This is a genomic window from Sphingomonas sp. CCH21-G11 (genome assembly GCF_001555965.1).
Classification (GTDB): Bacteria; Pseudomonadota; Alphaproteobacteria; order Sphingomonadales; family Sphingomonadaceae; genus Sphingomonas.
In genome coordinates, this window is record NZ_LSHX01000032.1 from 67,768 (window position 1) to 89,204 (window position 21,437).

Below are 21,437 nucleotides of genomic sequence, written 5' to 3' on the forward strand. Positions count from 1 at the left end.
CCAAGTGCCAGGCCATGGAACGCGCGAGCCAGGTCATCGGACAGTCTACCGTCTTTCTGGACGTGCTGGAGCGTGCCAGCCGCGCCGCCGCGCTCGACCGCCCGGTGCTGGTGATCGGCGAACGCGGCACCGGCAAGGAACTGGTTGCCGAACGACTACATCGGCTCAGCCCGCGCTGGGACCAGCCGCTGATCGTGATGAACTGCGCGGCACTTCCCGAAACCCTGATCGAAGCCGAGCTGTTCGGGCACGAGGCGGGCGCATTCACCGGGGCGACCAAGTCGCGCGCCGGCCGGTTCGAAGAAGCGCATGGCGGCACGCTGTTCCTCGATGAACTCGGCACATTGTCGATGGCGGCGCAGGAGCGGCTGCTGCGCGCGGTTGAATATGGCGAGGTGACGCGGATCGGTTCATCGCGGCCGCTGCGCGTCGACGTCCGCATCGTCGCGGCGACCAACGAACATCTGCCCGACCGGGTCGATCGGGGCACGTTTCGCGCCGACCTGCTCGACCGGCTGTCGTTCGAGGTCGTGACGCTGCCGCCGCTGCGCGCGCGTGCCGGCGACATCCTGGTGCTGGCCGAACATTTCGGCCGGCGTATGGCGTCGGAACTGGGCCGCGACCGATGGGAAGGATTCGGCCCGCTCGCGCTCGACCAGCTGACCCAGTATCACTGGCCGGGCAATGTCCGCGAACTGCGCAACGTCGTCGAGCGCGCGGTCTATCGCTGGGAAATCGCGGGGCCGATCGACGCGATCGAGATCGATCCGTTTGCATCGCCCTATCGCCCGGGCCCGGCCACTGTCCCGACCCCCGCCGACGGTGGGGTTGCGCCCGCAGCGAGCCCGGCAGTCGCCCCGCCGCCGATCGGCGAGGCGCCGTGCGAGGGGCAGGATTTCAAGAGCCGGGTCAACCGGTTCGAGCGCGAGTTGCTGGCGCGCGCGCTGGCCGAGCAGCGGTTCAACCAGCGCGCGACCGCCGATGCGCTTGGGCTTAGCTATGATCAGCTGCGCCATGCGCTCAAGCGGCACAATCTGCTCGGGCACCTGGGCTGACGCGAAATTGCGCCCGACGTACCGTCCTTGGGTCAGTCAGCCGAATTTTGATGCGGCAAAGCGCGGCCTGATGCGTTAGGCGGACACCCGAGCCGTTACTGCCAAGGAGGACATCATGGCCTTTGAACTTCCCGCACTGCCCTATGCCAAGGACGCGCTGGCACCGCACATGTCGGCCGAAACGCTCGAATTCCACCATGGCAAGCACCACAAGGCCTATGTCGACAAGACCAATGGCCTGGTCGAGGAAAAGGGCCTTGGCGGTCATTCGCTGTCGGCGCTGATCCGCCATGCCAAGGACGCGGGCGACAAGGGCCTGTTCAATAATTCCGCGCAGATCTGGAACCACACCTTCTTCTGGCACTGCCTGTCGCCCGAGAAGCAGGCGCCGAGCGGCAAGCTGGCCGAGATGATCAACGAAAGCTTCGGTTCGGCGGACGCGCTGGTCGAGAAGATCAAGGCCGAGAGCGTCGGCCATTTCGCCAGCGGCTGGGGCTGGCTGGTGCTCGACGGCGGCAGCCTGAAGGTGACCTCGCTCCATGATGCCGACACCCCGGTCGTCCATGACGGCATGAAGCCGCTGCTGACCATCGACGTGTGGGAGCATGCCTATTATGTCGACTACCGCAATGCGCGCCCGGCCTATCTGGACGCGGTGACCGCGAACCTGATCAACTGGGAATTCGTGGCGCAAAATCTCGACGGCGAGGGCGTGAGCCGCGCCGACCAGGGCTGAGCTGAAGGCGGGCCGCCCCGGCGCAAAGCCGTGATCCCGGTGAAGGCCGGGATCGCGCGCCGAAGTCGGGCTCCAACTGCCACCGGCCCCGGCCTGCGCCGGGGCGACGCCATGTGGTCAGCCCTCCGGCGGCACCGGTATGTCGGCGGGGGGTTCGGTCTGAAGCCCGTGCCTGAGCAGCATCGGAATGTTGGCAAAGGCGAAGAGCAGGGTCAGCGGCGCCGCGCCCCACAGCTTGAACCCGACCCAGAAATCCCAGCTCGCCGACCGCCAGACGACCTCGTTCAACACCGCCATGAAGGCGAAGAAGATCGTCCAGTTGCGCGTCAGCTTCCGCCATCCGGTCGCGCTCAAGCCGGGATAGGCGCTTTCGAGCAGCATCTGGAGCAGCGGCCGTCCGGTCGCCAAACCATAGGCGAGGATGACCGCGAACATCGTGTAGACGATGGTCGGCTTGATCTTGATGAACGTCTCGTCATGAAAATAGAGGGTCAGGCTGCCGAACAGCAGCACCAACGCGCTCGAAATCCACAGCATCGGCGAGATGTGTCGCGCCTTCCACCACGACAGCGCCATCGCGGCGATGATCGCCACCATGAAGGCGGCGGTCGCGGCCAGGATACGGCTGAGCTGGGGCCCGCCGCTCAGCGTGTTGACCAGGAAGAAGACGGCAAGCGGGCCGAAATCGACAGCCATGCGCAGGCCGGGGGAGAGGGCGGGGCGTTCGGTGGGTGACATGGCGTGTCGTGTAGGGTGCGCGGGGCGGCGCTTCAACCGATGTCGCGTCGTCCCGGCGGAGGCCGGGACCGCTGGCAAAGTTCGCGCCTCACCTGCCAGAGGTCCCGGTATCCAATGGGGCGACGATCAGCTTCGGCGCACCTGCTCGACGCCCGCGATGATCCTCGAGACCTGGTTGGCGTCGAAGGGGCGCAGGTCGTCGGCGGTCTCGCCCACGCCGATCGCGTGAATCGGCAGGCCGAATTGTTCGGCCGCCGCGACCAGCACGCCACCACGCGCGGTGCCGTCCAGCTTGGTCATCACCAGCCCCGTGACGCCCGCGACTTCCTTGAACACCTCGATCTGGCTGAGCGCATTCTGGCCGGTGGTCGCGTCGAGCACGAGCACGACGTCGTGCGGCGAATCGGGGTTGATGCGGCCCAGCACGCGACGAATCTTGGCGAGCTCGTCCATCAGCTCGCGCTTGTTCTGCAGCCGCCCGGCGGTGTCGACGATCAGCACATCGATGCCCGTCGCGGTCGCTTGCTTGACCGCCTCGAACACGATGCCGGCCGCATCGCCGCCCTCGGCACCCGAGACGATGGGCACGCCGATCCGTTCGGCCCAGGTGCGCAGCTGGCCGATCGCGGCCGCGCGGAACGTATCGCCGGCGGCGAGCATCACGCCATAATCCTGATCGGTCAGCCATTTGGCGAGCTTGGCGATCGTCGTCGTCTTGCCCGATCCGTTGACGCCGATGACCAGGATCACCTGAGGGCGGGGGAAGGCGCTGATCTCGAGCGGTCGCGCCACGGGCTCGAGCGCGCGCTCGATCTCCTCGGCGACGACCAGGCGGATGCCGAGCTCCTCCATGTTGCGCTCATACTGACCCTCGCCCAGCCTGGCGCGTACTCGCGCGGCGGTAGCGGGGCCGAGGTCGGAGGCGATCAGGGCTTCCTCGATCTCGTCGAGCGTCGCGTCGGTCAGCCGCGCCGCCGACAGCCCGGCCAGATTGCCGAGCAATCGGTCAGACGTCTTCCTGAACCCGCCGAGCAGGCGTTCGGACCAGCTGCTCATCGGGCCGTGCCCACCAGCATGTCGTTAGCGAGCGAGTCTATTTCGACGGTCACGATGTCTCCGATGTTCCGGGCCGGGGTGGTGAGCGCCACATTCGCGAAATTGTCGGCATGGCCGCGCGTTCCCGGCCGCTCGACCAGTATCTGCTGCCGCGTGCCGACCAGGGTGCGCAGCCATGCCCCCCGGCGGATCGCGGCACGCTCGCGAAGCGCGGCCGCGCGCGCTTTGACACGCGCCGGTTCGATCTGCGGCATCCGCGCGGCCGGGGTGCCGGCGCGTGGCGAATAGGGGAAGATATGCGCGTGGACGATGTCGCAATCGTCGATCAGCGCGCGCGTGTTTGCGGCCATCGCCTCGTCCTCGGTCGGGAAGCCGGCGATCAGGTCGGCGCCGATCGCGATGTCCGGCCGCGCCGCCTTAAGCCGCGCGACGATCGCCACCGCCTGGGCGCGGCTGTGGCGGCGCTTCATCCGCTTGAGGATCAGGTCGTCGCCCGCCTGGAGCGAGAGATGGACGTGGGGCAGCACGCGCGCCTCGCCGGTCAGCAGGTCGAACAGCCGGCCGTCGATCTCGATCGAATCGAGCGACGACAGCCGCAGCCGTTCGACCCGCGTGTGCGTCAGGACGCGCTCGACCAGCGCCCCCAGCGTCGGCCGGCCCGGCAGGTCCGCGCCATAGCTCGTCAGGTCGACGCCGGTCAGCACGACCTCGCGGCGCCCGCCCGCCACCAGGTCGGCGATGCGATCGACCACCGCCCCCGCCGGCACGGAACGGCTGTTGCCGCGCCCGAACGGGATCGCGCAGAAGGTGCAGCGATGGTCGCAGCCATTCTGCACCTCGACGAACGCGCGGACATGCTCGGAAAAGCTGGCGGCAAGGTGCGGCGCGGTGTCGCGCACGGCCATGATGTCGCTGACGACAACGGGTGCGGGGCTGGCCCAGGCGGCGGCGGTCAGCTTGTCGCGATTGCCGATCACGCGCGTGACTTCGGGCATCGCCGCGAAGCTCGCCGCGTCGATCTGCGCCGCGCAGCCGGTGACGATCAGCTCGGCGTCGGGTCGTGCGCGGCGGGCGCGACGGATGGCCTGGCGCGTCTGTTTCACCGCTTCGTTGGTCACCGCGCAGCTGTTGACGACGATCGTGTCGCGCTCGCCCAGCAGCGCACGGATCGTCTCGCTCTCCGCAATGTTGAGGCGGCAGCCGAGGCTGATGATGTCGGGGCCGGCGGGCATGGCGGCCGATCTAGGCGCGAGGCGGTCGAAAGTCCACGCAGCCGATCGCTGACGCCGACGCGATTCACAAAGGTTTCATTCGTTACGGTTAGCGATGGAGATGAACGACCAGGACTTTCGACGGCAATGTTCGATCAAACCCGTCAGGCATCTTTGTGGAAAGCGGTGAATCGATCGCAACTCGTCGCGGAGTTCACGCCGACGGGAACCCTGTCCTGGGCCAATGAAAAGTTCCTGTCGACCTTCGGCTATCGGATCGAGGAGATTGCGGGTCGCCATCACAGTCAGTTCTGCGACCCGGTCTACGCGGCATCGCCCGGCTATGCGGCGTTTTGGCAAATGCTTGCCACCGAAGCCGATCACTCGGGCGAGGTGCTTCGCGTCGCGCGCGGTGGACGGCATATCTGGCTTCAGGCGACCTATTCCAGCCTGATTTCGGACGATGGCCAGCCGAAGATTCTGAAGGTCGCAAGCGACGTGACCGCGGCCAAGCTGCGCATGGCGGAGGATGCCGCAAAGCTGGACGCGCTCGACCGCTGGTTGATGATCGCAGAGTTCGATGCTGGCGGCAGGATGGTTCGCGCCAACCGGCAAATGATCGAGACGCTCGGCCACGGCCGTGACGGCGAAACCATGCCGCACGTCCGCGAGCTCTGGGCCGCTGATATCCATCCGCACCGCGGCGAGGATATATGGCCGCAATTGAATGCGGGGACCACGGTTTCAGGCCGCTATGCGAAACTGGGCCGAGGCGGGGCGACGCACTGGCTGCAGGTTACCTACGCGCCGATTCTCGACGGGCGTGGGCAGCCGTCGCGCGTGATCCTGTTTGCGCACGACGTTTCGCGTGAAGTCGCCCTGAAGGCCGAGCTGGAAGCGAAGCTGACGGAAACGCAGTTTTTCCAGCGCGAGGCCGAACGGCGCGAGGCCGAGCTGGGGCAGATACTCGGCGCGCTCGGCACTGTCGTCGCACAGATCGAGCAGATCGCCGAGCAGACCAATTTGCTCGCGCTAAATGCCGCCATCGAAGCCGCGCGTTCGGGGGACGCCGGCCGCGGATTCGGCGTCGTCGCCAACGAGGTCAAACGGCTCGCAGGCGAGACACGCGCGGCCACCGGCGCAGCACAGCGGTTGATGCCCCACAGGTGATCGTCAGCCGCGCATCCGGATCAGCCCCTCCTGCGTCGTGCTGGCGACGAGGCGGCCGTGCCGGTCGAAGAACTTGCCGCGGTTGAATCCGCGCGCATGGCCGGCCCAGGGACTGTCGCAGGTGTAGAGCAGCCAGTCGTCGAAGCGGAACGGCTCGTGCAGCCACACGGCATGGTCGAGGCTTGCGGTCTGCACCGGATGGGTCAGCCAGTTGACGCCGTGCGGCAACAGGCAGGTGCCGAGCAGCGACATGTCGGACGCATAGCTCAGCATCGCGCGGTGCAGCGCGGGATCGTCGGGCAGCGGCGCGGCGACGCGGAACCAGCCATGCTGGACCGGCGGCAGCTTTTCCGGCGCGAACCAATCGCGCACCGCGACCGGCCGGATCTCGATCGGGCGGGCGCGCAGGAAGAATTTGCGAAACTTCTCGGGGATACGATCGCCCATCTCCGCGCGCAGCACGGCTTCCGACTTCAGCGCCTCGGGCGGCGGCACGTCGGGCATCGCATCCTGATGCGCCATGCCAGGTTCGGGCAGCTGGAACGACGCGGTCATGTTGAGGATCGGCTGACCCTGCTGCATCGCGATGATGCGGCGATTGGCGAAGCTCTTGCCGTCGAAATCGCGCACGACGCGATAGATGATCGGAAAATCCTCGTTGCCCGCGCGCATGAAATAGGCGTGAAGCGAGTGCGCTTCCTTGCCCCCGTCGACCGATCGTTGCGCGGCCTGGAGCGCCTGCGCGATCACCTGGCCGCCAAAGACGCGTCCGACGCCGCCCGGCTGGCGCGCACCGCGATACAGGTCGGTGTCGAGGCGTTCGACATCGAGCAAGTCGATCAACTGGGCGACGAGTGCTTCAGGGGTTTCGGCGCGGGCTTGGTCGGTCATGGCAGGGTGCTCTTCAACGAGGTTTCCGTTCGTGTCGAGCCCTTCGACTGGCTGGCAAGCCAGCCGCTCAGGATAAACTTCAGCACTGCGTGCTAAAGTCGAGACACGTTTCGCCGGGTGCGCGTTTCTCGACTTCGCTCGAAACGAACGGCCTTTGGGTCAATCGGTATCGCTCAATATCCCGCCTTCTCCGCCAGCGCGTTGGCGAAGAAATTGCTGTCGCCGAACATCTCGGCCAGCACGCGCGCGCGCTTCATGTAGAAGCCGATGTCATATTCGTCGGTCATGCCGATGCCGCCGTGCATCTGGATGCCTTCCTGCACCGCCAGGGTCGTGGCGATCCCCGTCATCGCCTTGGCGACCGCGACCGCTTCGTCGGCGCGGTCTTGGCCGGCGTCGAGCATCTGCTGGGCGCGCAGCACGGCGGCGCGCGCGACTTCCATCTCCGAATAGAGATGCGCGGCGCGGTGCTGGAGCGCCTGGAAGCTGCCGATCGCGACGCCGAACTGCTTGCGCTGCTTCAGGTAATCGATCGTCATGTCCATCGCGCCCGCGCCGACGCCCAGCATTTCGGCGGCCACCCCGGTGCGCCCGGCGGCGAGCAGGCGGGCGAGCGGCGTATCGTCATCGACTTCGCCGACCACCGCATCGGCATCGACCTGCACCCCGTCGAGGGTCAGGCGCGAGGCGAGGCTGGAATCGGCCAGCCGCTGGGGGTCGATCGTCAGCCCCGCCGCCTTGGGATCGACCGCGAACAGGGTCGGCGGCGCGCCGTCCGCCGTGGTCGCCGCGACCAGGATCACGTCGGCGACGTGGGCGTGGGTGACGAACTGCTTGGCGCCCGACAGCTTGAAGCCGTTGCCGGAGCGTTCGGCCTTCATCGCGACCTTGCCGGTGAACTTTGCCGACTCGTCGATCGCCAGCGCCGCGACTGTCTCGCCCGCCACGATGCCGGGGAACCAGCGTTCGGCGTGCGGCGTCCCCTTAAGCGCCGCGACCGCCGCGACCGCGGTCGACAGGAAGGGGGAGGGCGAGAGGTTGCGCCCGATTTCCTCCAGCACCACGCCGGCCTCGACATGGCCCATGCCGACGCCGCCCTGATCCTCGTCGATCAGGATGCCGGTGAAGCCCATTTCTGCGAATTGCTTCCACAAGTCGCGGCTGAACCCGGTCGCATCGTTGCTGTCGCGCAGCTGGCGCAGGTGGCGGACGGGTGCCTGTTCGGCAACGAACTGGCGCGCGGTGTCGCGCAGGAGGGTCTGATCTTCGTTGAGGTAGAGCGGCATTACTTTCTCCCTAGCCCTCTCCCCTTTTGGGGAGAGGCGCGAGACTTGGCGGCTTGTCCGCCTAGTCGCAGCGGAGAGGGGTGCGCCCGGCTTGCCCCTCTCCCAACCCTCCCCCCAAAGGGGAGAGGGCTTTGGTGGCCTTAGGCCCCCGGCAATTCCAAAATCCGCTTGGCGATGATGTTGAGCTGGACCTCGCTCGTCCCGCCCTCGATCGAATTGGCCTTGGTGCGCAGCCAGGCGCGCGGAGCCGCGCCCTTGTTCGATCGCTCGCTTTCCCATTCGAGCGCGTCCGATCCGCCCGCCGCCATCGCCAGCTCGTGGCGGGCCTTGTTCAGCTCGGTGCCGTAATATTTCATCATGCTCGGCTGGGCGGGGTGGGCACGCCCGGCCTTCAGCTCGTCGATGAAGCGTTCGGACATGGCGGAGAACGCCTTGGCCCGCACCTCGAACAGCGCGATCTGGCCGCGCAGGATCGGGTCGGCCAGCCGCCCGTCATGGTCGAGGCCAACGGTCGCAATCGCGCTGTCGATCATCGGGTTGCCGCCGGTCTGGCCCAGCCCCATGCCCGAGATCATCTCGCGCTCATGGCCGAGCAGATATTTGGCGACGTCCCAGCCCTTGTTGAGCTCGTGCACCAGATTCTTCTTCGGCACCTTCACATTGTCGAAAAAGGTCTCGCAGAAGGGCGAATAGCCGCTGATCAGCAGGATCGGCTTGGTCGAGACGCCCGGCGTCTCCATGTCGAACAGCACGAAGCTGATCCCGCCCTGCTTGGTCGATTTGTCGGTGCGGACCAGGCAGAAGATCCAGTCGGCCTCGTCGGCATAGCTGGTCCACACTTTCTGCCCGTTGACGATGAAGTGATCGCCCGCATCCTCCGCCGACGTGGCGAGGCCAGCGAGGTCGGAGCCCGCGTTCGGCTCCGAATAGCCCTGGCACCAGCGGATCTCGCCGCGCGCGATCCTGGGCAGATGCTCGAGCTTCTGTTCCTCGGTGCCGTATTTGAGCAGCGCCGGGCCAAGCATCGAAATGCCGAAGCTGTTCAAGGGATTGCGCGCGCGGATCGCCGCCATTTCCTCGCGCAGCACCTTGGTCTCGGCCGGCGACAGCCCGCCGCCGCCATATTGCGTCGGCCAGTCGGGCACCGTCCAGCCGCGCGAAGCCATCGCGTCGAGCCATTCCTTCTGCCCCGGCTTGTAGGTCGCGCGGCGGCCGCCCCAGCACACGTCCTTGTCCGACTTGACCGGCTCGCGCATTTCCGGCGGGCAATTCGCCGCAAGCCAGGCGCGGGTTTCGGCGCGGAAGCTGTCGAGACTGTCGGTCATGTGCTCTCTCCTATCTCTTTCGCCCTCTCCCTTTGGGGAGAGGGTTGGGAGAGGGGGTGGCAGGGCTGGCCCCTCTCCAAAATCCTGTCCGCGTCATGCCAGCGAAGGCTGGCATCTCGAGCCGATCCGCGCACGCTCGCGGCACGAGGCCCCGGCCTTCGCCGGGGCGACGCCCTTACAAACTCAATTGAACCGTTCGCCCTTTTCGGCCTTGTCGCGCAGCAGCTTGGCGACCTCGAAGCCGTGGCGATCCAATCCCTCGACGATCTTCTTCAGCCCTTCGGTATCCGCCCAGAACATCGGGCCGCCGCGATAGACCGGCCAGCCATAGCCATAGATCCACACGACATCGATGTCGGACGCGCGTTGCGCCATCCCTTCCTCCAGGATCAGCGCGCCTTCATTGACCATCGTGTAGAGCGTGCGCTCGACGATCTCCTGGTCGGTCACCTCGTGCTGCGCGGTGCCGGTCTTGGTCCGCCACTCCTCGATGATCTCGGCAACGCGCGGCGACGGCGACGGATTGCGCTTCTCGTCATAGTCATAGAAGCCCGCGCCCTTTTTCTGGCCCCAGCGTTCCTCGGCGCAAAGCTGGTCACGGATATTCTCGATCCGGCTGGGATCGCGGTGCCAGCCGATGTCGACGCCGGCCAGGTCGGCCATCTGGAACGGCCCCATCGGCATCCCGAACTCGACATGGACGCGGTCGATCTGCTCGGGCGTCGCGCCTTCGAGCAGCAGCTTGTTCGCCTCGACCTGGCGCGGCATCAGCATCCGGTTGCCGATGAAACCGTAGCAGACGCCGGCGACCACCGCGACCTTGCGGATCTTCTTGGCCACCGCCATCGCTGTCGCCAGCACGTCGGGCGCGGTCTTGGCCCCGCGCACGACCTCCAGCAGCTTCATGACATTGGCGGGCGAAAAGAAGTGCATGCCCAGCACGTCCTGCGGCCGCGAGGTGGCCGCCGCAATCTCGTCGATGTTCAGATAGCTGGTGTTCGACGCCAGGATCGCGCCCGGCTTGGCGATCGTGTCGAGCTTGCCGAAAATGTCCTTCTTGACGTCCATATTCTCATAGACCGCCTCGATGATCAGGTCGCAGTCGGCCAGCGCCTCGAGCCCGAGCGTCGGGGTGAGCAGCCCCATCGCCTTTTCGACCTGCTCCGGCGTCATCCGGCCCTTGGCGGCGGTCGCTTCGTAATTCTTTCGCATCACGCCGGTGCCGCGATCCAGCGCCTCCTGCTGCATCTCGACGATCGTCACCGGCACGCCCGCCGACAGGAAGTTCATGCTGATCCCGCCGCCCATCGTGCCCGCGCCGATCACGCCGACGCGCTTGATGTCGCGCAGCTGGATGTCGGCCGAAATGCCGTCGATCTTCGATGCCTTGCGCTCGGCGAAGAAGATGTGGCGCTGCGCGGCCGACTGGACGCCGAACATCAGCTTCATGAACTGTTCGCGCTCGAACTGGACGCCCTCGGCATAGGGCACCTGCGTCGCCTTTTCGACACAGGCGATGTTGGCGGCGGGCGCGTCGAAGCCGCGGAAGCGGCGCGCATTTGTTTTCCGGAACGTCTCGAATACCGCCGGGTCGGCGCTCAGCGGCTTTTCGCTGACGCGCGGGATCGGGCGGACGGCGGCGACTTCATTGGCGAACGCGAGTGCGTCGGCGAGCAGATTGCCCTCGCTCGCCAGCCGGTCGACCAGCCCCGCTTCCTTGGCCTGAGTGGCGGAGATCGGATCGCCCTTCGACGTCATTTCCAGCGCCAGCTCGACGCCGGCCGCGCGCGGCAGCCGCTGGGTGCCGCCCGCACCCGGCAGCAGGCCCAGCTTGACCTCGGGCACGCCGAACTTGGCCGACGGGACAGCGATCCGGTAATGCGCCGACAGCGCGACCTCGCACCCGCCGCCCAGCGCGGTGCCGTGGACTGCGGCGATCACCGGCTTGTCGAGCGCTTCGATCGCGTCGACCAGCTGCGGCAGCAGCGGCTCCGCCATCGCCTTGCCGAATTCGGTGATGTCGGCGCCGGCGAAGAAGGTCTGGCCTTCGCAGATGATGACCACCGCCTTGACCGCATCGTCGCCCGCCGCTTCCTTGATCCCGGCGTCGAGGCCCTGGCGCACCGCTCCGCCCAGCGCGTTCACGGGCGGGTTGTTGGAGGTGATGACGAGCACGTCGCCATGGCGCGCGGTGGAGATGGGTGAAGTCATGCGTTCAGGCTCCTGAAGGAAAGTGTCTCTTGTGATCTGCGGTTCTCGACTTCGCTCGAACCGAACGGGAAAGGGTTTGAGTTGCGCCCCGAAGATGAGGTCGTCGCCCCGGCGCAGGGGCCCCCGCAAAGTAGTACTTTGCGGGGAACCCCGAAGGCCGGGGCCGCTATCAGATGCTGGCACATCATCGGCCAGCGGCCCCGGCCTCCGCCGGGGCGACGGGAGAGGCGCGAGCTCATGTCAGCGCCGCATAGATCATCGTCTTGAGCTCGCGACGGATCGGGTAGCTGCTCGACGGCGACAGCTGGGTCATGAAGACCATGTGGATGCGCTCGACGGGATCGATGAAGAAGGCAGTGGAGAACATGCCGCCCCAGTAATATTCGCCGACCGACCCCGGCATCATCGATTTGGCGACGTCCTGCGTCACCGCGAAGCCGAGACCGAAGCCGGTGCCGGCATTGGTCGTCTCGCTGAACAGCGATCGCGACATGCCGGCCAGATCGCCCCCGCCCGGCAGGTGGTTCATCGTCATCAGGTCGATCGTCTTGCGCGACACGATGCGCACGCCGTCCAGCTCGCCGCCATTGAGGCACATCGAACAGAAGCGGTGATAGTCGAGCGCGGTCGACACCAGCCCGCCGCCGCCCGACACCAGCTTCGGCATCCGCGACCACGCCGATTTCACGCCGGGGTCGTACAGCGCGCGGCCCTCGCCGGGCTTCAACGTGTAGCAATCGACCAGCCGGTCGATCTTGTCCGCCGGCACCATGAAGCCGGTATCGACCATGCCGAGCGGCGCAAAGATGTGGCGTTCGAAGAACTGATCGAGCGGTTCGCCCGCCACGCGCTGGACGACCGCGCCCAGCACGTCGGTGGCGACCGAATAATTCCACGCCTCCCCCGGCGAAAACTCCAGCGGCAGCTTGCCGAGTGCGGCCACGAAGCCGTCGAGGTCGAGGTTGCCGTGCCAGCTTTCGATCCGCTGCTCGCGATAGGCCGCGTCGATGTTGCTGCGGTTCTGAAAGCTGTAGGTCAGCCCGGCGGTGTGGCGGAGCAGGTCGACCATGCGCATCGGCGCGGCGGTCGGCTTGGTGGCAAAGGGCACCCCGGCACCCCCGCCGTCATAGACGCCCAGCCCCTTGAACTCGGGCAGCACGTGGTGAACCGGCGTGTCGAGCGCGACCTTGCCCTGTTCGACCAGCATCATGAAAGCGATCGACGTAACGGGCTTGGTCATGCTGGCGATGCGGAAGATCGAACGATCGTCGATCGGTGTCGGCGAATCACCGCGCGCGGCGCCCTGGTGCGAAAAATGCACGATCCGCCCCTCGCGCGCGACGAGCAGCTGGACGTGCGGAAAACGCCCGCTGGCGAGATATTTGTCCGCCAGGAACGCGTCGATCCGCGCCAGGCGATCGGCATCGAAGCCCAGCTGTCGCGGATCGTGCAAGCTCATGCGGCCTTCCATACCCTTGTTTCGAATCCGGGGCAAAGGCGCTCGCCGCGGACCTGCGTTCCCTATTGCCTTGAGCGCACGACGAATCAACACTAACGTCTCAGCAAAGCGCAAGAGCGCCAAACCCGATCTTCAACTGGAGAGTTTTGCCGTGGCCACCGAACCGTTCATCGCGCTCCCGGCCGGGTGGCCCAAATATTCGCTCGACGAGATCAGGGCGATGCTGACTGCCCCCGGCCAGCGTTTCGAGATGGACGAGGCGGATATCCGCGGCGTGCGCACGCGGGTGTGGAAGAACGCGCCACCATCGCTCGCCATGCTGATCGCCTTTTCCAAGTCGCACGGCGACCGCGAGTTCATCGTCTATGAAGGCGAGCGCGTGACCTATGACGCGCATTTCCGCGCAGTGATGCTGCTGGCGCAGAAGCTCGCCGACATGGGCGTGGGCAAGGGCGACCGGGTCGCGTTCGCGATGCGCAACCTGCCCGAATGGACGCTGATCTTCTTTGCGGTCACCACATTGGGCGCGATCGCGGTGCCGCTCAATGCCTGGTGGACGGGCGCGGAGCTGGAATATGGCGTCAACGATTCGGGGTCGAAGCTGCTCATTCTCGATGGCGAACGGCATGAGCGGCTGAAGGCGCATTATGCCAACATGCCCGGGGTCGAGCATTTCCTGGTCACCCGCGCGGTTGCGCCGCTGGAAGCCCCCGCCGCGCCGTTCGAGCCGCTGGTCGGCCCGACGAGCGGCTGGGCCCAGCTGCCCGACGCGACGCTGCCGCCGGTGGCATTGTCGATCCAGCCCGACGACGAAGTGGCGATCTTCTATACCAGCGGCACCACCGGCAAGCCCAAGGGCGCGCTCGGCACGCATCGCAACATGATTTCCAACATTTTCTCGACCGGCTACGGCGCGGCGCGGATGCTGCTGCGCCGGGGCGAAATTCCGCCCGCCGCGCCTGAGCCCAAGGTCAACCTGATCGTCATTCCGTTCTTCCACGTGACCGCGTGCAGCGCCTTCCTGATGGGCAATGTCGTGGCCGGCGGCACCATCGTGCTGATGCGCAAATGGGACGCGACCGAGGCGCTGAAGCTGATCGAACGCGAGCGGATCAACGCGACCGGCGGCGTGCCGACGATTGCCTGGCAACTGCTCGAACATCCCGACCGCGCGAGTTACGATCTGTCGAGCCTGGAGACGATCTCCTACGGCGGTGCGCCGTCGGCACCCGAGCTGGTCAAGCGCATCTATGAGGAGTTCGGCGCGCTGCCCGGCAATGGCTGGGGCATGACCGAGACGATGGCGACGGTGACCAGCCATCAGGGCGAGGATTATCTCAACCGTCCCGACAGCTGCGGTCCCGCCGTGCCGGTCGCCGAGCTCAAGATCATGTCGCCCGACGGCACGACCGAGTTGCCGGTGGGCGAGATCGGCGAAATCTGGGCCAAGGGGCCGATGGTGGTGAAGGGCTATTGGAACAAGCCCGAGGCGACCGCGGAGACCTTCATTGACGGCTGGGTGCGCACCGGCGACCTGGGGCGCATCGACGAGGAAGGCTTTTGCTACATCGTCGACCGCGCCAAGGATATCATCATCCGCGGCGGCGAGAACATCTACTCGATCGAGGTCGAGAACGTCCTTTACGCGCATCCCGCCGTCACCGACGCGGCGCTGGTCGGCATCCCGCACCGCACGCTGGGTGAGGAGCCCGCCGCGGTCGTCCACCTGTGCGCCGGCTGCACGGCGACCGAGCAGGAGCTGAAGGCCTGGGTCGGTCAGCACCTCGCCGCGTTCAAGGTGCCGGTGACGATCCGGTTCAGCGACGCCGTGCTGCCGCGCAACGCCAATGGCAAGATTCTGAAAAAGGATCTCCGCGCGCTTTTCGTGCGCGAGGCAGTGGCCTGAAAGCGGCAGCTTTCTGCTTCGTACCAGCCGCAGGGCCCAACGCGTTGGATCGGGCGGTTTTCTGATCCTGCGATAATGCGGACAATGCGCCGCGCGAGGCGCTTGAGGTCGCCGCTCCAATGCGCGACCGTGACGCGGGCTCGACACGCGATCGAGCGTTTGGCGCGCGCAGATGGCGGATCTACGCGCGGGAGGGCGGGATGGCCGAGCAGAGCATCGCAGCATATCAAGCGCACACCGGCTTCGATCCGATCGATGCGGTCCGTTATCTGCGCGAGCCGAAGATCGATCCCCATCGCCATTCGGAAACCGACATCCTGCTGTACCGCATGCACCGATATGGGCGCACGGGGGAGATGACCACTGCCGTGCGCGACGGCGACGCGCCCGACCTCATCTTCATGTCGCGCGGTGCCGGCGTACCGGCATTCGGACGCATGGCGGGGACCGCGTTCAAGCTCGAGCCCAATCGGTCGCTGCGGGTCACCTTCGTGCCCCAGGGTGCCGACAGCGAAGTGATTTTCGGCACCAGCGCCCGGTCCACCAACCTCATGTTTCCGCGCGGCTACCTCAATAAGCTGATCGAGGAGCAGCCGAACCATGGCTTTGGCCCGCTGCTGTTCCGTGACGATGCGCGGTTGATCGAACTGATCCGGATGCTTGACGTCGAAATTGCATCGCCGGGCATGGCGTCGCGAATGGTGGTCGAGGGATTGAGCCGGGCGATCGCGTCGCTGCTGGCGCGGATCGACCTTGCCGCGATTCGCGCCGATGCCGATCGCATCCACCTGCCCGCGTGGAAGCTGCGGCGCGTCACCGACTATATCGATGCCAATCTTGCCCGGCCCATCGGTGTGCACGACCTGGCCCGGGTGGCCGGCCTGTCGCCCTTTCACTTTTCACGCGTGTTCAAGCTGGCGACCGGTCAGACGCCCTATCATTTCGTCTGCGAACGGCGCCTGCGCCTGGCGTGCGAGTTGCTGGCAAAGGACGACCTTGAACTCGCCCAGCTGGCCCTGGCATGCGGCTTCGCAAACCAGTCCCATTTCACCACCGCCTTTACCCGCGCCATGGGCATGCCGCCCGGCAGGTATCGCAAGCGACCCGGCACGCATTGACCTTGCCGCGTCAGCCGCGCCGGCGCTGGTTCAGCACCTCGTACGCCATCACCGCGGTGGCGACTGCGGCGTTCAGGCTGTCGGCCTTGCCGAGCATCGGAATCTTCACCCGCAGGTCGCACTGCGCGGCATAGTCGGCGGGCATCCCCTGCGCCTCGTTGCCTGTCAGCAGAAAGGTCGGGGCGGTATAGCGTGGCTGCTGATAATCGACCGCGCCGTCAAGGCTCAGCCCGACGAGCTCGCCCGGCCCGGCGCGGAGCCAGCGAAGAAATTGGTCCCACTCCGCGCGCGCGAGCCGCACGGTGAACAGCGCCCCCATGCTGGCGCGCACCGCCTCGACCGAAAACGGATCGACACAGTCGCCGACCAGGATCAGCCCGCCCGCACCGACTGCGTCGGCGGTGCGCAGGATAGTGCCCAGATTGCCGGGATCGCGCAGCCGCTCCGCCACCAGCCAGATCGGCGCTGCGCTGCGGTCGATCCGCGCCAGATCGACCGGCAACTCGGCAAAGACGCCGATCACCGCGCCCGGATTGTCCTTGCCCGACAGCTTGGACAGGATGTCGGCGCTCGTCTCGATCGCCTCGCCACCGGCCGCCTCTACATCGGCGACCAGTGCCTCGACCAGCGGGTGTCGCGCGCTCGCGTTCGCGAAGAACAGCCATTGCGGGATATGCCCCGCCTCGCGCGCCTCGGTCAGGATGCGCAGCCCTTCGGCCAGGAACAGCCGCTCGTCGCGGCGGTGCTTCTTGTCGCGGAGCAGCCGCATCCGCTTGATCAGCGGGTTGGAAAAGGCGGTGATGGCGCGTGGCATGGGCACAAATGGCGGTGAGGGGGCTCACTCCTCGCCGAAGCGGTCCTCGACCAGCGCGGCCATGGTGGCCACGACCGCGTCGGCATCGGGGCCTTCGGCGCTGATCGTGATCTCGTCACCCATTGCGGCGCCCAGCATCATCAGCCCCATGATTGACGTGCCGGTGACGCTGGACCCGTCCTTCTCGACGATCACCTCGCCCGATTGGGTGGAGGCGAGCGTCACGAACTTGGCGCTGGCGCGCGCGTGCAGCCCGCGGCGGTTGCTGATCCGTACGGTGCGGCTGACGCGGTTCAAGCAGCCGCCTCGCCCAGCACCTCGGAGGCGACCGAGATATATTTGCGCCCGGCCTCGCGCGCGGCGGCGACGGCTTCGGCGACCTTCATCGTCTTGCGCGCGCCGCCCAGGCGGATCAGCATGGGCAGGTTGATCCCGGCGATCACCTCGATCCGTCCGGGTTCCATCAGCGAAATCGCAAGGTTGGACGGCGTGCCGCCGAACAGGTCGGTCAGCACGATGACGCCGCGCTGATCGTCGACCGCCTCGATCGCGCGCGCGATGTCCAGCCGGCGCTCCTCCATGTCGTCCTCGGGCCCGATCGAGATCGGGACGATCCGCTCCTGGCGCCCGACGACATGCTCCATCGCGACCACGAACTCTTCGGCAAGCCGACCGTGCGTCACCAATACCAAGCCGATCATGCGCGCAATTTCCCGTGTGGTTCCATTTGTCCCGGCGCGCCTTCCATCATGTCCTGCGGCGCGGTCCCAAGGTCGCGATGGGTCAAGGTGGGCGAAAAGCCCGCGTTGCGCAACCTTGCTGCGAGCCGTTCGGCGACATGAACCGACCGATGTCTCCCCCCGGTACATCCGATCGCGATGGTGACATAGGACTTGCCCTCCGCCGCATAGCGGGGAAGCAGCATGAGCAACAGCGATTCGATGGCGGCGACCGCCTCCGGATAGGCCGGGTCGCCCGCGACATATTCGGCCACCGCGGGATCGCGACCGGTGCCGGGGCGCAGCTCGGCCACCCAGTGCGGATTGCGCAGGAAGCGCATGTCGAACACCAGGTCGGCATTGCGCGGCAGGCCGCGCGCGAAGCCGAACGACACGACCGACACGACAGGGCCGCCCTGGTCGGTCGGCCCCAGCGTCTGGCGGATGTCCTGGGCCAGCTGATTCGAGGTCAGCTGGGTCGTGTCGATCAGCCGGTTGGCCCAGCGGCGCAGCGGCCCCAGCAGCTCGCGCTCGCGCTCAATGCCGTCGCTCGCCGGCCGGTCGGGCGCCAGCGGGTGGCGGCGGCGCGTTTCGGAATAGCGCCGTTCGAGTTCGGGGCCTTCGCAATCGAGGAACAGCGTCCCGATGTCGTGACCATGGTCCTCGCGCAGCCGCTTGATCCGCCGGACAATGCTTTCGGCGTCGAAGCCGCGGGTGCGCGCGCCGATGCCGATGGCGAGCGGGCGGTCATCGCCCCAGCTGTCGACCGGTTCGGCCTGAGCAAGCAGCCGGTCGAGCAGCCTGAGCGGCAGGTTGTCGACCACCTCCCAGCCCAGATCCTCCAGCGTCTTGAGCACGGTCGACTTGCCGGCGCCCGACATGCCGGTGACCAGCAGGATGTGCTTGCCCGCCATCGCGGATCAGGCCGCGTCCGGATCGATCAGGCGCAGCGCCATCTCGACCTTGATCGGCGAGGACGGTTCGAGCGCGGGCAGCGGCATGACGCGAATCGCGATGCCCGCCAGCCGCCGCTGCTCAATCTCGTCGGGCAGGCGATCGGGATGATCGTCGACGCGGACGATCATCGCGACGGGCACGTCGCGGACGAAGGGCAGGGGGACGATGCCGACACCGCGCACCTCGATCTTGCCGGCGATCGGTTCGGGGGGTGAGGCGACGAGCTGGCGTCCGCGCCGCTGCACCAAGGTATAGTCGTCGCTGATCAGCTGCGCGCCGCGATCGATCAGACGCAGCGCCAGGTCGGACTTGCCGACGCCGGACCGCCCCTCGATCAGTACCGCGCGGCCCTCGATCGCGACCGCGGAGGCGTGCACCGTTTCGGCGGACAGTTCGGTCGTCACGGCCGCGCCGCCAGCGGCAGCCGCACGACAAAGCGTGCGCCGGTGGTTCGATCCGCCCGTGATTCGACCGCGATCATGCCCTGATGTCCTTCGACAATCGTGCGCGCGATGGCAAGCCCCAGCCCCGAATGCTGGCCGAACGCCTCGCCCTGCGGGCGTACCGAATGAAAGCGGTGGAACACCGCCTCGCGCGCGTCCTCCGGCACGCCGGGGCCTTCGTCCTCGACGGCGACCTGGGCGATATCGCCGACATGGGTGGCGATCACGCGGATGCTGCCGCGATCGGGCGAAAAGGACAGCGCATTGTCGAGCAGGTTGGCGAAGACGCGCTCCAGCCGCGATCCCTCGCCCATCACGATAAGCGGATCGTCGATCCGCGCGTCGAAGGCGAGCGCGATATCGCGGCTGATCCCGCGGTCGATGCGGGCGCGGACCAGCGCGTCGAGCATCGCGGTCAGCGACACCGGCTCGAACTGCGCGCGGCTCAGCTGCGCGTCGAGCCGCGAGGCATCGGAGATGTCGGTGATCAGCCGGTCGAGCCGCAGCACGTCGTCGCGCACGATCGCCAGCAGCCGCGCCTGCAGCTCCGGGTCGCGGACGTTGCCCAGGCTCTCCACCGCCGAGCGCAGCGACGCCAGCGGGTTCTTGAGCTCGTGCGTCACATCGGCGGCGAAGGCCTCGGTCGCGTCGATCCGCGCGGTGAGCGCCTGACTCATGTCGGAGAGGGCGCGGGCCAGCATCCCGATCTCGTCACGGCGCGACGGGAGGCGCGGCACCACCACTTCGCGTGCACGCCCCAGCCGCACGCGCACGGCGGCGCGGGCCAGCCGGCGCAGCGGCCGCACGATCGTGCGCGCCAGGAACAGCGACAGCAGCACCGACACCAGCGTGACGATGCCCATGACCACGCTCAGTCGGTAGCGTTCGAGCCGGACCGTCTGGGTGATGTCGAGCGCGTTGACCACCGACATCGCGACTTCGCCGCTGGGCAGGGGTGAGGCGGCGGTGATCACTGTTGTGCGATCCGGCGCGCGCCATACCGACGCTGCGGCCGACCCGGTGGTGCGCGCCGCCTGGACATCGGGCCAGACATCGCCGCGATCGTCGGCGGGCTCGCGATAGAGCGGCGCGCGCGCGGTGCGCACGACCGTGTCGATCACCGCGTCCAGGAACCGCGCGGCGTCCTGTTGCCACGGGTCGCGATCGGGATCGCGCAGCCGGAAATTGCGCAGCCCGAGCGCGCGCGTGTCGAGTTCGAGGCGACCGTCCGTATCGTACAGCCGCAGCCGCGATCCGGTCGATTCCGCGAGGCTGAGGAACAGTGCGCGGCGCTCCGGCCTGGGTGCCGCGGCCATCGCCGCCGCGATCAGCCGCGCCTCCAGCGTCGCGCGCGCGACGCGGCTGTCGATGATCCGCGCGCGATAGGTGTCGAGGTAGAAAAAGCCGCCGGCCAGCAGCGCCAGCGCGAAGATGTTGACGAACAGGATGCGCGGCGTGAGGCTGACGCGGCCCGACCAGCGCAGCGACAGCTCGCGCTCGTCACTCGTCGACGAAGCGATAGCCCGCGCCATACAATGTCTTGATTGCGTCGAAGGTGGCGTCGACCTGGCGGAACTTGCGGCGCACGCGCTTGATGTGGCTGTCGATGGTGCGGTCGTCGACATAGATGTCGTCGTGATAGGCCGCATCCATCAACTGGTTGCGCGTCTTCACGATACCGGGCCGCTGCGCCAGCGTTTCCAGGATCATGAATTCGGTGACGGTCAGCGTGACCGGCTGTCCGGCCCAGGTAACGCCGTGGCGCGACGGATCCATCGTCAGCCGTCCGCGCACAATGCGCGGCGCGCTTTCATCCTCGGCATCGTCGGCGGCGGCCAGCACCTCTGCCCGGCGGAGCAGCGCGCGGATGCGGGCGATCAGCAGGCGCTGGGAAAAGGGCTTGGCGATGTAGTCGTCGGCGCCCATCGCGAGACCCAGCGCCTCGTCAAGCTCGTCATCCTTGCTGGTCAGGAAGATGACGGGAATGTTCGACCGCTCGCGCAGCCGGCGCAGCAGCTCCAGTCCGTCCATGCGCGGCATCTTGATGTCGAGCACCGCAAGATCGGGCGGATTGTCGATCAGCGCCTTCAATGCCGCTTCGCCGTCCGAATAGACGCGCGTCGCGAATCCCTCCGCCTGCAGCGCGATCGACACCGAAGTCAGAATGTTGCGGTCGTCGTCGACCAGCGCAATCGAAGCGGTCATCCGGGCCCTGCAGGTTGCGACTGAGGATGGGCCTAGTCCAGTTCGGCGCCGCGCTCAACCGCCTGATCCCGCGACAGCAAGGATGCAGGTGCGGCGGTTTGACGCTGTGCGATTCGCTCATTATGCGCGATGCATAC

Annotated in this window: 20 protein-coding genes; 5 read left to right on the forward strand and 15 right to left on the reverse strand. The window is 67.1% G+C overall.

Going from position 1 to position 21,437, the window contains the following annotated elements:
* Positions 1-14: 14 nt before the first annotated feature.
* Together pspF and AX676_RS08590 are read left to right on the forward strand one after the other, a co-directional pair.
* Entirely contained in the window at positions 15-1,055 is a 1,041-nt protein-coding gene (gene pspF / locus AX676_RS08585; RefSeq protein ID WP_066479941.1) for a phage shock protein operon transcriptional activator, read from the forward strand.
* Between the two features lie 115 nt (positions 1,056-1,170).
* Positions 1,171-1,791, forward strand: coding sequence for a superoxide dismutase (locus AX676_RS08590; protein ID WP_066479938.1), 621 nt, complete (start codon positions 1,171-1,173; stop codon positions 1,789-1,791).
* A 117-nt stretch (positions 1,792-1,908) separates the two neighbouring features.
* Here the strand turns inward: AX676_RS08590 and AX676_RS08595 are convergent, their stop codons facing one another.
* The 3 genes from AX676_RS08595 to mtaB all read right to left on the reverse strand — a co-directional run bounded on the left by AX676_RS08595 (position 1,909) and on the right by mtaB (position 4,817).
* The gene (locus AX676_RS08595) at positions 1,909-2,529 is read right to left on the reverse strand and encodes a septation protein A (protein ID WP_066479936.1); all 621 of its coding nucleotides are present in this window, start codon (positions 2,527-2,529) and stop codon (positions 1,909-1,911) included.
* 126 nt (positions 2,530-2,655) lie between these two features.
* Positions 2,656-3,585 carry a signal recognition particle-docking protein FtsY gene (gene ftsY / locus AX676_RS08600; protein WP_066479934.1) on the reverse strand — a complete coding sequence of 310 codons (930 nt, stop codon included), beginning with the start codon at positions 3,583-3,585 and terminating at the stop codon, positions 2,656-2,658.
* Positions 3,582-4,817, reverse strand: a complete 1,236-nt coding sequence (gene mtaB, locus AX676_RS08605) for a tRNA (N(6)-L-threonylcarbamoyladenosine(37)-C(2))-methylthiotransferase MtaB (protein ID WP_066479932.1) — start codon at positions 4,815-4,817, stop codon at positions 3,582-3,584. The genes ftsY and mtaB overlap by 4 nt, the downstream gene beginning before the upstream one ends.
* Before the next feature lie 126 nt (positions 4,818-4,943).
* Between mtaB and AX676_RS08610 the strand changes: the two genes are divergently transcribed.
* A complete protein-coding gene (locus AX676_RS08610; RefSeq protein WP_066479929.1) occupies positions 4,944-5,966 on the forward strand; it encodes a methyl-accepting chemotaxis protein in 1,023 nt (340 codons plus the stop codon).
* A 3-nt stretch (positions 5,967-5,969) separates the two neighbouring features.
* Here AX676_RS08610 and AX676_RS08615 read toward each other — a convergent pair whose 3' ends face one another.
* From AX676_RS08615 to AX676_RS08635, 5 genes are all read right to left on the reverse strand, one after another.
* The gene (locus AX676_RS08615; RefSeq protein WP_066479926.1) at positions 5,970-6,857 is read right to left on the reverse strand and encodes an acyl-CoA thioesterase; all 888 of its coding nucleotides are present in this window, start codon (positions 6,855-6,857) and stop codon (positions 5,970-5,972) included.
* A 173-nt stretch (positions 6,858-7,030) separates the two neighbouring features.
* Complete coding sequence (locus tag AX676_RS08620; RefSeq protein ID WP_066479923.1) at positions 7,031-8,143, reverse strand: acyl-CoA dehydrogenase family protein; 1,113 nt, start codon at positions 8,141-8,143, stop codon at positions 7,031-7,033.
* A 140-nt stretch (positions 8,144-8,283) separates the two neighbouring features.
* Positions 8,284-9,468, reverse strand: coding sequence for an acyl-CoA dehydrogenase family protein (locus AX676_RS08625; RefSeq protein WP_066479920.1), 1,185 nt, complete (start codon positions 9,466-9,468; stop codon positions 8,284-8,286).
* Positions 9,469-9,651: 183 nt separating this feature from the next.
* Positions 9,652-11,679 (reverse strand): 3-hydroxyacyl-CoA dehydrogenase NAD-binding domain-containing protein, encoded by a 2,028-nt coding sequence (locus AX676_RS08630; RefSeq protein ID WP_066479917.1) that lies wholly within the window; start codon positions 11,677-11,679, stop codon positions 9,652-9,654.
* A gap of 235 nt (positions 11,680-11,914) precedes the next feature.
* Positions 11,915-13,138: a serine hydrolase domain-containing protein gene (locus tag AX676_RS08635; RefSeq protein WP_197417132.1), complete on the reverse strand. Its 1,224-nt coding sequence runs from the start codon at positions 13,136-13,138 to the stop codon at positions 11,915-11,917.
* Positions 13,139-13,289: 151 nt separating this feature from the next.
* Here AX676_RS08635 and AX676_RS08640 point away from each other — a divergent pair, with 151 nt between their 5' ends.
* Positions 13,290-15,044: a class I adenylate-forming enzyme family protein gene (locus tag AX676_RS08640; protein ID WP_231726095.1), complete on the forward strand. Its 1,755-nt coding sequence runs from the start codon at positions 13,290-13,292 to the stop codon at positions 15,042-15,044.
* 200 nt (positions 15,045-15,244) lie between these two features.
* Positions 15,245-16,162: a helix-turn-helix domain-containing protein gene (locus AX676_RS08645; protein WP_066479914.1), complete on the forward strand. Its 918-nt coding sequence runs from the start codon at positions 15,245-15,247 to the stop codon at positions 16,160-16,162.
* 10 nt (positions 16,163-16,172) lie between these two features.
* Here the strand turns inward: AX676_RS08645 and AX676_RS08650 are convergent, their stop codons facing one another.
* Genes AX676_RS08650 through AX676_RS08680 form a run of 7 tightly spaced genes read right to left on the reverse strand, consistent with a single transcriptional unit; the run spans position 16,173 to position 21,300 of the window.
* A complete protein-coding gene (locus AX676_RS08650) occupies positions 16,173-16,976 on the reverse strand; it encodes a TrmH family RNA methyltransferase (RefSeq protein WP_066479912.1) in 804 nt (267 codons plus the stop codon).
* A 24-nt stretch (positions 16,977-17,000) separates the two neighbouring features.
* On the reverse strand, positions 17,001-17,273 hold the full coding sequence (locus tag AX676_RS08655) for an HPr family phosphocarrier protein (protein WP_066479910.1): 273 nt from the start codon (positions 17,271-17,273) through the stop codon (positions 17,001-17,003).
* Positions 17,270-17,677: a PTS sugar transporter subunit IIA gene (locus tag AX676_RS08660; RefSeq protein ID WP_066479908.1), complete on the reverse strand. Its 408-nt coding sequence runs from the start codon at positions 17,675-17,677 to the stop codon at positions 17,270-17,272. Before AX676_RS08660 ends, AX676_RS08655 begins: the two co-directional genes overlap by 4 nt.
* On the reverse strand, positions 17,674-18,609 hold the full coding sequence (gene rapZ, locus AX676_RS08665) for an RNase adapter RapZ (protein ID WP_066479904.1): 936 nt from the start codon (positions 18,607-18,609) through the stop codon (positions 17,674-17,676). The genes AX676_RS08660 and rapZ overlap by 4 nt, the downstream gene beginning before the upstream one ends.
* Positions 18,610-18,615: 6 nt before the next feature.
* A complete protein-coding gene (locus tag AX676_RS08670; protein WP_066479901.1) occupies positions 18,616-19,056 on the reverse strand; it encodes an HPr kinase/phosphorylase in 441 nt (146 codons plus the stop codon).
* The gene (locus AX676_RS08675) at positions 19,053-20,627 is read right to left on the reverse strand and encodes a sensor histidine kinase (RefSeq protein WP_066544233.1); all 1,575 of its coding nucleotides are present in this window, start codon (positions 20,625-20,627) and stop codon (positions 19,053-19,055) included. The genes AX676_RS08670 and AX676_RS08675 overlap by 4 nt, the downstream gene beginning before the upstream one ends.
* Positions 20,596-21,300 carry a response regulator transcription factor gene (locus AX676_RS08680; RefSeq protein WP_066479896.1) on the reverse strand — a complete coding sequence of 235 codons (705 nt, stop codon included), beginning with the start codon at positions 21,298-21,300 and terminating at the stop codon, positions 20,596-20,598. Before AX676_RS08680 ends, AX676_RS08675 begins: the two co-directional genes overlap by 32 nt.
* Positions 21,301-21,437: the final 137 nt, after the last annotated feature.

Bases quoted from the DNA above. Each gene is read 5' to 3' on its own strand.
- pspF (WP_066479941.1), top strand. From the start codon at position 15: ATGGAACGCGCGAGCCAGGTCATCGGACAGTCTACCGTCTTTCTGGAC.
- AX676_RS08590 (WP_066479938.1), top strand. From the start codon at position 1,171: ATGGCCTTTGAACTTCCCGCACTGCCCTATGCCAAGGACGCGCTGGCA.
- AX676_RS08595 (WP_066479936.1), bottom strand. From the start codon at position 2,529: ATGTCACCCACCGAACGCCCCGCCCTCTCCCCCGGCCTGCGCATGGCT.
- ftsY (WP_066479934.1), bottom strand. From the start codon at position 3,585: ATGAGCAGCTGGTCCGAACGCCTGCTCGGCGGGTTCAGGAAGACGTCT.
- mtaB (WP_066479932.1), bottom strand. From the start codon at position 4,817: ATGCCCGCCGGCCCCGACATCATCAGCCTCGGCTGCCGCCTCAACATT.
- AX676_RS08610 (WP_066479929.1), top strand. From the start codon at position 4,944: ATGTTCGATCAAACCCGTCAGGCATCTTTGTGGAAAGCGGTGAATCGA.
- AX676_RS08615 (WP_066479926.1), bottom strand. From the start codon at position 6,857: ATGACCGACCAAGCCCGCGCCGAAACCCCTGAAGCACTCGTCGCCCAG.
- AX676_RS08620 (WP_066479923.1), bottom strand. From the start codon at position 8,143: ATGCCGCTCTACCTCAACGAAGATCAGACCCTCCTGCGCGACACCGCG.
- AX676_RS08625 (WP_066479920.1), bottom strand. From the start codon at position 9,468: ATGACCGACAGTCTCGACAGCTTCCGCGCCGAAACCCGCGCCTGGCTT.
- AX676_RS08630 (WP_066479917.1), bottom strand. From the start codon at position 11,679: ATGACTTCACCCATCTCCACCGCGCGCCATGGCGACGTGCTCGTCATC.
- AX676_RS08635 (WP_197417132.1), bottom strand. From the start codon at position 13,138: ATGAGCTTGCACGATCCGCGACAGCTGGGCTTCGATGCCGATCGCCTG.
- AX676_RS08645 (WP_066479914.1), top strand. From the start codon at position 15,245: ATGGCCGAGCAGAGCATCGCAGCATATCAAGCGCACACCGGCTTCGAT.
- AX676_RS08650 (WP_066479912.1), bottom strand. From the start codon at position 16,976: ATGCCACGCGCCATCACCGCCTTTTCCAACCCGCTGATCAAGCGGATG.
- AX676_RS08660 (WP_066479908.1), bottom strand. From the start codon at position 17,677: ATGATCGGCTTGGTATTGGTGACGCACGGTCGGCTTGCCGAAGAGTTC.
- rapZ (WP_066479904.1), bottom strand. From the start codon at position 18,609: ATGGCGGGCAAGCACATCCTGCTGGTCACCGGCATGTCGGGCGCCGGC.
- AX676_RS08675 (WP_066544233.1), bottom strand. From the start codon at position 20,627: ATGGCGCGGGCTATCGCTTCGTCGACGAGTGACGAGCGCGAGCTGTCG.
- AX676_RS08680 (WP_066479896.1), bottom strand. From the start codon at position 21,300: ATGACCGCTTCGATTGCGCTGGTCGACGACGACCGCAACATTCTGACT.